The sequence below is a fragment of the Stenotrophomonas maltophilia group sp. msm1 genome, assembly GCF_032025805.1.
GTDB lineage: Bacteria > Pseudomonadota > Gammaproteobacteria > Xanthomonadales > Xanthomonadaceae > Stenotrophomonas > Stenotrophomonas hibiscicola.
In genome coordinates this window covers 691089-703182 of the sequence record NZ_JAVSKH010000001.1, presented here as the reverse complement: position 1 = coordinate 703182, position 12094 = coordinate 691089, and the positions used below count along the sequence as shown (strand labels likewise).

At 64.6% G+C, this 12094-nt stretch carries 12 protein-coding genes; all 12 read right to left on the bottom strand.

Annotated elements, in window-relative coordinates; genetic code table 11:
* Nucleotides 1-47: 47 nt before the first annotated feature.
* On the bottom strand, nucleotides 48-1139 hold the full coding sequence (locus tag ROV95_RS03115; RefSeq protein WP_312542924.1) for a PA0069 family radical SAM protein: 1092 nt from the start codon (nucleotides 1137-1139) through the stop codon (nucleotides 48-50).
* Between the two features lie 144 nt (nucleotides 1140-1283).
* Nucleotides 1284-2027 (bottom strand): pyridoxine 5'-phosphate synthase, encoded by a 744-nt coding sequence (locus ROV95_RS03110; RefSeq protein WP_164144995.1) that lies wholly within the window; start codon nucleotides 2025-2027, stop codon nucleotides 1284-1286.
* 9 nt (nucleotides 2028-2036) lie between these two features.
* Nucleotides 2037-2306 carry a hypothetical protein gene (locus ROV95_RS03105; protein ID WP_005411742.1) on the bottom strand — a complete coding sequence of 90 codons (270 nt, stop codon included), beginning with the start codon at nucleotides 2304-2306 and terminating at the stop codon, nucleotides 2037-2039.
* Nucleotides 2307-2346: 40 nt separating this feature from the next.
* Nucleotides 2347-3807, bottom strand: a complete 1461-nt coding sequence (gene cls, locus ROV95_RS03100; protein ID WP_312542921.1) for a cardiolipin synthase — start codon at nucleotides 3805-3807, stop codon at nucleotides 2347-2349.
* A 102-nt stretch (nucleotides 3808-3909) separates the two neighbouring features.
* Complete coding sequence (locus ROV95_RS03095) at nucleotides 3910-4323, bottom strand: biopolymer transporter ExbD (RefSeq protein WP_005411740.1); 414 nt, start codon at nucleotides 4321-4323, stop codon at nucleotides 3910-3912.
* A gap of 3 nt (nucleotides 4324-4326) precedes the next feature.
* Complete coding sequence (locus tag ROV95_RS03090) at nucleotides 4327-4752, bottom strand: biopolymer transporter ExbD (protein WP_312542918.1); 426 nt, start codon at nucleotides 4750-4752, stop codon at nucleotides 4327-4329.
* Nucleotides 4753-4814: 62 nt separating this feature from the next.
* Nucleotides 4815-5576 (bottom strand): TonB-system energizer ExbB, encoded by a 762-nt coding sequence (gene exbB / locus ROV95_RS03085; protein ID WP_004132614.1) that lies wholly within the window; start codon nucleotides 5574-5576, stop codon nucleotides 4815-4817.
* Between the two features lie 93 nt (nucleotides 5577-5669).
* Nucleotides 5670-6227 carry an energy transducer TonB gene (locus ROV95_RS03080; RefSeq protein WP_026346893.1) on the bottom strand — a complete coding sequence of 186 codons (558 nt, stop codon included), beginning with the start codon at nucleotides 6225-6227 and terminating at the stop codon, nucleotides 5670-5672.
* A gap of 254 nt (nucleotides 6228-6481) precedes the next feature.
* The gene (locus ROV95_RS03075) at nucleotides 6482-7669 is read right to left on the bottom strand and encodes a tetratricopeptide repeat protein (RefSeq protein ID WP_021204595.1); all 1188 of its coding nucleotides are present in this window, start codon (nucleotides 7667-7669) and stop codon (nucleotides 6482-6484) included.
* 132 nt (nucleotides 7670-7801) lie between these two features.
* On the bottom strand, nucleotides 7802-8608 hold the full coding sequence (locus tag ROV95_RS03070) for a M48 family metallopeptidase (RefSeq protein ID WP_019658801.1): 807 nt from the start codon (nucleotides 8606-8608) through the stop codon (nucleotides 7802-7804).
* 71 nt (nucleotides 8609-8679) lie between these two features.
* Nucleotides 8680-9525: a CPBP family intramembrane glutamic endopeptidase gene (locus tag ROV95_RS03065; RefSeq protein ID WP_155028722.1), complete on the bottom strand. Its 846-nt coding sequence runs from the start codon at nucleotides 9523-9525 to the stop codon at nucleotides 8680-8682.
* Nucleotides 9526-9592: 67 nt separating this feature from the next.
* Entirely contained in the window at nucleotides 9593-12052 is a 2460-nt protein-coding gene (gene gyrB / locus ROV95_RS03060; RefSeq protein ID WP_019658799.1) for a DNA topoisomerase (ATP-hydrolyzing) subunit B, read from the bottom strand.
* Nucleotides 12053-12094 lie beyond the last annotated feature (42 nt).

Here is a 12094-nt window from a genome sequence, read left to right as displayed (position 1 = left end):
CACAGCGCGACGAATCGCTGATGCATTCGCCAGCAGACGTACACGCCTCAGAAGAGCGAACCCTGCGGCGAATCCTTCTTCGGCGGCAACGGCTTCACGAACCGGCTGCAATCCAGCTTCGGCCAATGGCTGTTCTGCGCATTGAAACCCAGACGCTTGCGCGCCAGCTTGAAGCGGTTGCTCAATAGCTCCGCATACACGCCCTGGCCGCGCATGCGTGTGCCGAACTGGCTGTCGTAGTCCTTGCCGCCGCGCAGCTGCTGGATGGTGCTCATCACGTGCGCGGCGCGATCGGGATGATGGGTGTCCAACCAATCGCGGAACAGCGGGGCCACTTCCAGTGGCAGGCGCAGCAGCACGTAGCCTGCGGTGCTCGCACCTGCGTCGCGTGCGGCTTCCAGCACGGCTTCCAGCTCGCTGTCGTTGATCCACGGAATCACCGGCGCCACCATCACCCCGACCGGAATGCCGGCTTCATGCAGCCGCTTCATCGCACGCAGCCGTGCGTGCGGTGCCGATGCGCGCGGTTCCAGCTTCGCGGAGAGATGCGGGTCCAGCGAGGTCACCGAGAAATGCACGCTGACCAGGTTCTCCGCCGCCAGCGGTGCGAGCAGATCAATGTCACGCTCGACCAGCGCGTTCTTGGTGATCAGCGAGAACGGATGCTTGGTTTCCAGCATCACCTCGATCAGCTGGCGGGTGAGTTTGAACTTGCGTTCGATCGGCTGGTACGCGTCGGTGTTGATGCCCAGGGCGATCGGCTGCGGTACGTAGCCCGGCTTCGACAGTTCCTTGCGCAGCAACTGCGGCGCATTGGTCTTGGCGAACAGCTTGGTTTCGAAGTCCAGGCCTGGCGACAGGTTCAGATAGGCATGCGAGGGGCGCGCGAAGCAGTAGGAACATCCATGCTCGCAACCGCGATACGGATTCACCGACTGGCTGAATCCCACGTCCGGTGAATTGTTGCGGGTGATGATGGTGCGCGCGGTTTCGGCGCGTACTTCGGTGCGCAGGCGCGGGGCGAGGAATTCTTCGCTCTCGTCGGCCGCCCAGCCGTCGTCCACCGCCTCGCTGACGGTGCTCTCAAAGCGCCCGGCAAGGTGGGACGTGGAACCTCTGCCCTTGATCGCGATACCCATTGCGGCAGGTTACGCCGCAGCCGTCTCAATGGCTGCGACGGCTGCCTGAAGGGTTCAGGGCAAGTCTGAGCCGAGCGTGGGCTCGGCTCTACAGTGGATACGGATACCTTTTGTAGAGCCGAGCCTACGCTCGGCTGCAATACATCAAAGCAGCGCCAAGTACCCGCGCACGGTTGCATCCAGCCCGTCATACAGCGCCTCGCCGATCAGCGCATGGCCGATCGACACCTCCAGCACGTCCGGCACGTGGGCCAGGAAATCGCGCAGGTTGTCCTGCGACAGGTCGTGGCCGGCGTTGACGCCCAAGCCCACCGCCTGCGCCCGCCGCGCCGCAGTGGCGAACAGTTCCAGCATCGCCGCAGCGTCGCCAGCCGCGTGCGCTTCGGCGTAGGGGCCGGTATACAGCTCGACACGATCTGCACCGACTTCGGCCGCCTGCTCCAGCAGTGGGTTGCCAGCATCGACGAACAGGCTGACCCGGCAGCCCATCGCCTTCAGTTCGGCGATCAGTGGTCGCAGCCGCTCGGCATCCCGCTCGAAGTCGAAGCCATGGTCGGAGGTGATCTGTCCATCGCCATCCGGCACCAGCGTCGCCTGCGCCGGGCGGGTCTGCGCGCACAGCGGCAGCAGGCCTGGGTAGCCCTCGCGCGGCGGCGCGAATGGATTGCCTTCGATGTTGAATTCCACGCCACGCGCGCGGGTCAGCGAGGACAGCGCCAGCACGTCCTCGGCGGTGATATGGCGGCGGTCCGGCCGCGGGTGCACGGTGATGCCATGTGCACCGGCATCCAGGCAGGCCTGGGCGGCGCGCACCACGTCCGGTTCGGCGCCGCCGCGCGAATTGCGCAGGACGGCGATCTTGTTGACGTTGACGCTGAGCTGGGTCATGGAACGGAACTACTTGGAAAGTGGGGACGGATCGTGGTCGTTGGCGTCGACATTGCGGCGGGCCTGGGCCTGCTCGCGCAGGCGGCGCAGCTCCTCGGCATCGACAAGGGTGGCAGGGTCCCGCTGAAGGTCGCCGAAGCGGGCCACATAGCGTCCGCGTACCCAGGCCAGCAGGAAGGCGAGGGCGGCCAGCAGGCACAGGGTCATCAATGCGGCGCTGGGGGTCTTCAGGGCGAAGGCGAAACAGCCCAGCGCCAGCAGCAGGTACAACCAGTACATAGTCGGGCTCCCCGGGTGATCGGCGCAGTGTAGCGCTGCGTCAGAGCAGCGGCGAGGCCAGCCGGGCGAAGGCTTCCGGCAGGCGGTGCAGCCACAGCGAACGGCCGGCCTGGTCGTGCACCCGCGTGGAACGGTCGAATTCGCCCTGCAGCAGTTCGGCCAGGGCAGCCACCCGGTCACGGTCGCTGATCATCATCGACAGCTCGAAGTTGAGCCGGAAGCTGCGGTGATCGAAGTTGGCGCTGCCGACGATGCAGACATCATCATCGGCGATGAAGGCCTTGGTATGCAGCATGCGTGGGCCGTACTCGTAGATCTTCACCCCTGCGTGCAACAGTTCATCGAAGTAGGAGCGGGCGGCCTGGGTCACGAACCAGGAATCGCTCATCTTCGGTACCAGCAAGCGCACATCCATGCCGCCGAGTGCAGCCGAGGTCAGCGCCATCCGCGCCGCTTCACCCGGCACGAAATACGGTGTGACCAGCCACACGCGCTCGTGCGCTTCCTGGATCGCCGCCACATGCAGGCGATGGATCGTTTCCCAGCCCGAGTCCGGGCCGGAGACCAGCACCTGGGCGTTGATCGCACCGTCACCGCGCAGCGGCATGTCGGCTGGCCACAGGCGGGCGATGTCCATGCGCGAGGGATCCTGCCCGCTGGCGTAGAGCCAGTCCTCGGCAAATACCAGCTGCAGGCTGCGCACTACATGGCCGCGGATGCGCATGTGCAGGTCGCGGTAGGCATCCGCCCTGCGGCTTTCATCCTCGTCGTCGGTGATGTTGATGCCACCGGTGAACGCCAGCCGGCCGTCGACGATCACCAGCTTGCGATGGGTACGCAGGTTCAACCAGGGGCGCTTGAACGGCTTCAGCAGCTGCCGTGGGTGGAACCAGATCGCTTCACCACCGGCGTCGAGCAGCGGCTGCAGGAAGCGGCGGGGCAGGGCGGAAGAGCCCACGGCGTCGAGCAGCAGGCGAACCTGCACGCCGGCCTGTGCGCGTTCCACCAGCGCGTCACGCAGGGCGGTGCCAGCATGGTCCGGGTTGAAGATGTAGTACTCCAGATGCACGTGGTCGCGTGCCTGTGCGACGGCCTCAAGCAGCGCCGCGTAGGTCGCCGCGCCGTCCACCAGCCATGTCACTTCGGTGGCGCTGCTCGGCGCAAGCCCGGTCGTGGCCTGGGCGATCTTGGCCAGCTCGGTGCAGTCGGCGTCGGGTGGGCAGACGTCGCTGTAGTGCTCCATGCCCGAGCGCGCGCGGCCACGGCGCAGACGCTGCCGCTTCACCTTCTGCGGGCCCAGCAGGTAGTAGATGAACAAGCCGAGGTAGGGCAGCAGCGCCAACGACAGGATCCAGCTCAGCGTGGCGACCGGCTCACGCTTCTGCAGCATGATCCAGCCGGTCAGCGCGAGCAGGTACAGCAGGTAGGCCACCGCCAGGATCGAGCCAAGGTGGGCGATGCCGTCGAGCCAATGACGCAGGGAGTCGAAGAGGGCGAGCATCCGCCGATCATAGCGGTCCAGGCCGGCAGGCATAGAAAAAAACGCCCCTGTCTCCAGGGGCGTCTGCAGTCGCGTCATGACTGTTGTGTTGCGGTGTAGCGATTACTGCTGCACAAAACCGATCTTCTTCATCTGAGCGTTCTTCGCAGCGGCCAGAACCTTGGCCATCACGTCGTACTCGGAATCCGGGCTGGCGTCGATGCGCAGTTCCGGCTGGTTGGTCGGGTCACGCTGGACCTCCTGCTCCATCCGCTGCTGCAGCTCACTGGTGTTGATCGGGCTGTTGTTCCACGAGACCTGGTTGCTGGCGTCGATCTTCAGTTCGATCGGCGGCGGCGGTTCGACCAGCTGCGGCGGTGGGTTGAGCACGCGCTGCGGCAGGTCCACGGCGATCGGGTACGTCATGATCGGCGCGGTCACGATGAAGATGATCAGCAGAACCAGCATCACGTCCACGAGGGGCGTGACGTTGATGTCTGCCATGGGGCCCTTGCCACCACCACTACTGAATGCCATGGCTTATTGCCCCTTTTCTTTGATCGCGACGAAGCCGACGTCAAGCATGCCCTGCTCCTGCGCGACCTTGGTCAGGTCGTTGATGACACGCATCTTGGTGGTGCGGTCACCACGCAGGTTCAGCGGCGGCTGCGGGGTCTGCTGGGCGGCGGTCGCCAAGCGCGACTCGAGAGTCTGCTTGTTGATTTCTTCGTCGTTCCAGTAGATCGAGCCGTCTTCCTTGACTGCCAGGGTGATCGGTCCGGAACGCTTTTCAGCGTCTTCCGGCTTCTGGATCAGGTTGGCTTCCGGCAGATCCACCTTGACCTTGTGGGACATCAGGGGCGCCGTGATGATGAAGATGATCAGCAGCACCAGCATCACGTCCACGAGGGGCGTAACGTTGATGTCGGCCATGGGGCCGCCGCTGTTACCACTACTGAAAGCCATAACGGGCTCCGTCTAGATCTTGGTGACTACTTACGTTCGTCGCTGGGTGACGCGCGCCGCAATCAGCGGACGCGCGAGCCGGTGGCGAAGAAGTCGTGCAGGTCGTGCGCGAAGGTATCGAACTTGCTGATGGTCGCGCTGTTGATCTTGCTGAAGAAGTTGAAGGCGAACACGGCCGGGATCGCGACGAACAGACCGATCGCGGTCATGATCAGCGCTTCACCCACCGGGCCGGCAACGGCGTCGATCGAAGCGGAGCCGGTGGCACCGATCTTGATCAGCGCGCCGTAGATGCCCCACACGGTACCCAGCAGACCGACGAACGGAGCGGTTGCACCGACGGTGGCCAGCAGGGTCATGCCCGACTGCAGCTTGTTGCTTTCGCGGGTCACGGCCTGACGCAGGGCGCGGTCGACGAACTCCGAACGGCTCAGGTTCTCACCCACGCCGCCGGTGGCGCCGCCTTCAGCGCGCTGGTGGTGGGCAGCCGCCTGGGCAGCGTCCAGGGCGATCTTCGAGAACGGCTCGGAAGCCGGCTGTTCTTCCATCGCACGGATGGCGTCCTGCGCGTTCGGGGTGTCCCAGAACAGGCTGACGACGCGATCGGCGGCGCTCTTCAGGCGGGTAGCACGGAAGATGTTGATGACGGTCCAGTACCAGGACATGGCCGACATGACGACCAGGGTCAGCAGCACGACCCAGGAAACCGCGAAATCACCCGGCTTGGTGGTCATTTCGTGGATCAGGTGCTCGAAGCCCATCTGCGACAGGGCGTTGGACGGATTGCCCCCGGCAGCAGCGGCGATGAAAATTTCCTGCAGCATGACGCTTACCTTTGTTGTGTGTGGTGATAAAGGGTGTAGCTAAGCTAAACAATCGAACCGGGAGCGGGGGTGGCCGGCGGCCACCCGGGCGCATCAGTTCAGCGCAAAGTTGACCGGAACGCGAACGCGACCTGCCGTCTTCTTACCGCCTGCTTCAGCGGCGTTGAAGCGCCACTTGCGAGCCGCTTCCATCGCAGCACGGTCCAGGTCGCGGTTACGGCTGGACTTTTCCACCGTGACATTGGTGACGTTGCCGCTGGCATCGACATCAATGATCAGGATCACTTCGCCCTGGATACCCGCGCGGAAGGCTGCCGGCGGGTAGCGCGGCGGATTCATGGCCTTCGACGAGATGTCCACGCTGGCCTCGATCGAGGTCGGCGGTGCCGGCGGTGCCGGCGGCGACGGCGGGGTGACGATGTCGTTCGGGCGCGGCTCCGGCACGTCCACGACCGGCGCCTGCGGCGGCGGCGGGACCGGCGACGGCTTCGGCGGCGACAGATTCTTCACCGGCGGCGGTGGAGTATCCGTCGGCGGCGGCGGCGGCGGCGGCGGCGGCGGCGGCGGCGGTGCGTCGACGATGGTCACCATGACGTTGCGCTCCTTCTCCGCAACGGCCTTGGGAGCCACGGCGGGAATGAGGAGCATCATGAAGGCGGCCAGATGCAGGGCAATTACAAACGCGATGCCGACGATGCGAGGCCAGCTCAGCCCCTTGTCATCGGGTTGTTCGTACCGGTGAACGACTAGTTGTTCCGTCATGCGCCAAGAGCTCAATAGTGGGGCCGGGATGCCGGGGGCGGAATCCCTGATCAGCGGTGCATGACACCGCAGGAACCTCCAAGCTTATACCAATCCTGAGCGCCTGCGCATCAACTGTGCAGGCATTCAGGCGTTATTCCTACTTACTTCAGGTTGATGATTTTCTTGGCATCAGCCTGGTTCTTCACACCCTTCGCCAGCGCCTGCTGGGCGGCCTGCTTGGCCTCCGGGATACGACCTTCGGCATGCAGGACGCGTGCCAGGTTCAGGTAGGTCTCACCGTCCTTGGACAGCGGGGCAGCCTTCTGCCACGCATCGATCGCCTGCGGCACCTGGTCGGAGTAGTAGTAGGACTGGGCCAGCGCCAGGTAGACCTGGTAATCCGGCTTCAGGATGCCCTTCTGCAACCCTTCGTTGATGACCGCGATGACGTCCTTTTCCTTGTGTTCGGTGTTGGCATAGATCGAGTACAGCTGCTTGTACTCGCGCTCTTCGGTGAGCTGGCCGCTGCTGCGCAGCTTGTCCATCACCGCGGCGGCCTTTTCCATCTGGTCGGCCTGCATGTACATGCTGGCCAGATTCAGCTGGGCCTTCTTGTCGTTCGGGTTCTTGGCGGCCAGAGCCTCGGCTTCCTTCACCGCTTCGCCGGACTGGCCGGCTTCGGCGAGGGCCGCCATCAGCAGCTGGTTCCAGTTGTCCTTCGGTTCGGTGGCACCGGCGATGGCCTGCTTCAGCACCGGGATCGCTTCCTGGTAGCGCTCCAGCTGGTACAGCGCCTGGCCCTTGGCGATCAGCTCTTCCGGCTTGGTCGACTTGCTCTCGGCGAAGTACTTGTCCAGGGTCGCCAGGCCTTCGGCGGTCTGGTCTTCCTGCAGCTGCAACTGGCCCAGCATCAGCATGGACTGGAAGTGGCCGTTGTTGTCCAGGCCGTTGAACTGCAGGACCTGCTTCAGGTAGGCAATGGCAGCCGGGGTATCGTCGGTCTGGTAGGCAGCCTGCGACGCCAGCTGCGCGGCCAGCGACTTGTCATACTCGTTCGCGGCGCTGTCAGCCAGGATCGCGTCGGCCTGCGTGCGCGTCTCCGGGAACTTTTCCTTGTTGTAGCTGTCAATCATTTTCTGAAGCTTGCTGCCCAGCTTGGCCGATGCCTTGACGGTCGGCTCCTGGCGGGTCGCGTTGGGGTACAGCGCTTCGGCCTTGGCCTGCTTGCCGCCGCGGTTGCCACGCTCGGAGGAACGCGAGGATTGCGCGAAGGCATCAGTGACCACGGCGCCGGTCAGGGCGGTCGCGACGAGGACGGAAAGCACAGCTTTGTGGTTACGGAAAATCATCGTTCACCTCGATCGAACCGCCGGATAGCGGCAAAGTCGGACTGTCAGAAAAATCTGAGCCGCCAAACGTATCAGAAACAGATGGCGTGAGAAATCGTTTTATGTGCTGCAATACAGCATAGAACTGCGCACTCATCCGCACTTTGGCCGCAGCCCGGCGGCCTGCGCCTGCTGGTAGACCGGCGTCAGCCCCGGCGCATCGCGCCGCAGTTCCTGGATGCGGTTGGCCGGATCAGGGTGGGTGGACAGCCACTGCGGGCTGCGGCCACCACTGGCAGCCATCATGTTCTGCCACAAATCGACCGCCTGCGCCGGGTTGAAGCCGGCCTGGGCCATCAGTCGCTGGCCGATTACGTCGGCCTCACTCTCCTGGGTGCGCGAGCCGGGCAGCAGGAAGGCCGCCTGCGCGCCCATTCCGCCAAGCTGGTTGACCGTGCTGGCGGCACCTTCACCGTACGCCGCACCGGCCAACGCACCGAGCACGGCCAGTCCGGTCTGTGCGCCCATCTGGCGGGTGATGCGCTCTTCGTGGTGACGGGCAATGACATGCCCGATTTCATGGCCGATTACGGCAGCCAGCTGATCCTGGTTCTTGGCGACGGTGAAGATGCCGGTGTTCACGCCAACCTTGCCACCGGGCAGGGCAAAGGCGTTGGGCTCCTTGTCGACGAACACGGCCGTCTCCCACCGTACGCCACGGTATTGAGGCGGCAGCTGCGCGACCAGAGCGTTGACCACGCACTGCACATAACCGTTCTGGCGGCCGTCGGTGCTGATCTTTTCCTTCTGCTTGGTTTCGGCGAACGCCTGTGCGCCGAGCTGGTCCAGCTGTGCCTGCGACACACCGCCCACCATCTGCCGGCGGCCGGTAGGGGAGGTCGTGGTCGCGCAGGCGCTGACCAGGGTGGTTATGACAAGGGCCAGCAGCAGTTGTTTCATGGGTCCACCCCCGTGTTCATATGCGCAGTGTGTAGCGTAGCGGCTTAATCTTTCGTCAAGCGGACACGGCGTTACGTTGCCCCGAAAAACACAAGCGCGGCAAGCGCCACGCCGTTGTTCAGGGCGTGCGCGGTGATCGCGGCCCAGAGCGTGCCGGTGCGCTGGTACAACCAGCAGAACGCGGCGCCCATGCCGCCATAGACCAGCCACAGCTGTGCGATTTCGGCAGGGCCGTTTGCACTGGTGCCAGGGATTTCATGGATCAGGGCGAAAGCAAGGCTGCTCAGTACAATACCCAGCCACGGGCGCCCCGCCTTCCACAGGCGTCCAAACAGCACGCGGCGGAACAGCAGTTCCTCGTAGGCCGGTGCCAGTACCACCGCGAACAGCATCAGGAACAACGGGAAGCGCGCGATCGCGCTCTGCATCAGTGCCAGGTTGGTGGGGACCGGTTCGATGCCGAACTGCTTGGCCAGGAAGGCGATACCGTTGCTGCCCAGCACGATCAGGGTCGCCACCAGCAGGGTCCAGCCCCAGGTGGAGGGGCGGCGCAGTGCCTGGCGCGACGCATGACGTTCGGCGGCGTTGGCCGGCCGTCGCCAGAAGTACAGCAGCAGCGCGGCGCCGCCGGTGGCAAACAGCGCCATGAGAATCTGCGCAAGTGCGCCGGGCTGGCCCAATGACGCCGCCACCGAACTGGCGTCGGGTGCGCCAGCGCCGGCCTGCGCGGTCGCGTAACCGACCACCACGCCACGGTACAGGCCCCACAGCACGCCGCTGATCAGGCTCAGGCCGAACAACGTGACAGCGGCGATGCCCAGGTCGATGAAGAACCCCGCCAACGGCGAAACCGCACGCGGCGCGACAGAAGACGGCGGAACCGGGGGCGGAGCGGAAACCGGGGCGGATGCGGACATCAGGTACCTGCGTTCAAGAGTCGAAAGCCGGAGCGCCTCCCCGCGCGCCGGCCGTGTCCGGATTGTGTCAGATATCCAGGTTTGCGACCTTCAGCGCATTGTCTTCGATGAAGTCGCGACGCGGTTCGACGACATCGCCCATCAGCGTGCTGAAGATCTGGTCGGCAGCGACAGCGTCTTCGATGCGCACCTGCAGCAGTCGGCGGGTCTCCGGATTCACCGTGGTGTCCCACAGCTGCTCCGGATTCATTTCACCCAGGCCCTTGAATCGCTGGATCTGGCGGCCGCGCTTGGCCTCCTCGAGCAGCCAGTTCTGTGCCTTGGCAAAGCTGTCCACTTCGATCGACTTGGCGCCGCGGGAAATGGTGGCGCCTTCGCGGATCAGGCCGTGCAGCAGCTTCGAGGCCTGATGGATCGCGCGCAGTTCGCCGCTTTCAAACGCCGACATCGGCAGCACCTGGACGTGCTGTTCGCCCATGTGGCGACGGGTCACCAGCACAGCGGCCGGGCGCTCGTCGTTGGCTTCCTGCAGTTCCAGCGTAAAACGCGGGCTGCCCAGGCTGCCCTGGTTGAGCCGCTTGGCAAGTGCATCCAGCCCTTCGCCTTCACCCGCACTGCGCAGGCTCTCCAGGTCCATCGGCACGAAATCGACCAGCGCTTCAAGCAGATTGCGGTCGTAACGATGTGCGTTGCGCTCGATCGAATCCAGCGCGGCCGCGTAGGCCAGAAGCAGCTTCTCCAGCGCAAGGCCTTCGATGCCCGGTTCGCCGGTGGCCGGCACCAGCGTGGCGTTTTCCACCGCGCTGCTGGCCAGGTAGCTGTCCAGCGCCGGGTCGTCCTTCAGGTACAGCTCCTGCTTGCCCTGCTTGATCTTGTACAGCGGCGGCAGGCCGATGTAGACGTAACCGCGCTCGATCAGTTCCGGCATCTGACGGTAGAAGAACGTCAGCAGCAAGGTGCGGATGTGAGCGCCGTCGACGTCGGCGTCGGTCATGATGATGATCTTGTGGTAACGCAGCTTGTCCGGGTTGTACTCGTCGCGGCCGATGCCGGTGCCCAGCGCGGTGATCAGCGTACCGACCTGGTCGGAGGACAGCATGCGGTCGAAACGCGCGCGTTCCACGTTGAGGATCTTGCCGCGCAGCGGCAGCACTGCCTGGTTCTTGCGGTTGCGGCCCTGCTTGGCCGAACCACCTGCCGAGTCACCCTCGACGATGAACAGTTCGGACAGCGCCGGATCCTTTTCCTGGCAGTCGGCCAGCTTGCCCGGCAGGCCGGCGATATCCAGCGCGCCCTTGCGGCGGGTCAGGTCGCGCGCCTTGCGCGCGGCTTCACGTGCGCGCGCGGCGTCGACGATCTTGCCGGCGATCGCCTTGGCTTCGTTGGGGTTTTCCTGCAGGAACTCTTCCAGGCGCGCACCAAAGGCATTTTCCACCGCCGGACGCACATCGGAACTGACCAGTTTTTCCTTGGTCTGGCTGGAGAAGCTCGGATCCGGCACCTTTACCGACAGCACCGCGATCATGCCTTCGCGCATGTCGTCGCCGGTCAGGTTGATCTTGGCCTGCTTGGCGATGCCGTTCTGCTCGATGTAGTTGTTGAGCACGCGGGTCAACGCACCGCGGAAACCGGCCAGGTGGGTACCGCCGTCCTTCTGCGGAATGTTGTTGGTGAAGCAGTACATCGTCTCCTGGTAGGAGTCGGTCCACTGCAGCGCCACCTCCACGACGATGCCGTTGTGCTCGCCAGTGACCGAGATGACGTTCGGATGCAGCGGGGTCTTCAGCTGGGCCAGATGCTCCACGAAGCTGCGGATGCCGCCTTCGTAGTGGAAATCATCGCGACGGCCGTCACCGCGCTCGTCGGCAAGGACGATCTTGACGCCGGAGTTCAGGAACGACAGCTCGCGCAGGCGACGGGCCAGGATGTCGTAGTGGAATTCCACGTTGTCGTGGAAAGCGACGGTCGACGGCCAGAAGCGCACCGTGGTGCCGCGCTTGGTGGTGGTTTCCAGCTTGGCCAGCGCGGTCACGGCGGCGCCGTTGCTGAACTCCTGCTGGTAGTGGAACCCGTTCTGGAACACATCCACCACCAGCTTCTGCGACAGCGCGTTGACCACGCTGACGCCGACGCCGTGCAGGCCGCCGGAAACCTTGTAGCTGTTGTCGTCGAACTTGCCGCCTGCGTGCAGGACCGTCATCACCACTTCGGCAGCGGACACTTCGCGACCAAGCTTGGCGCTCATCTGCTCGTGCTTGCCGGTCGGAATGCCGCGGCCGTTGTCGGACACGGAGACCGAGCCATCGGCGTGGATGGTCACTGCAACGTGGTCGGCGTGGCCGGCCAGCGCCTCGTCGATCGAGTTGTCGACCACCTCGAACACCATGTGGTGCAGACCGGTACCGTCATGCACGTCACCGATGTACATGCCGGGACGCTTGCGGACAGCCTCCAGGCCTTCCAGGGCCGTAATGCTGTTGGCGTCGTAGTTGCCGTTGTTTGCCGGGGTGTTCTGTTCGTCGCTCATTGCGCTTGCCGTAGGCTCCGCAGGTCGGCCACCGCGTGGAGC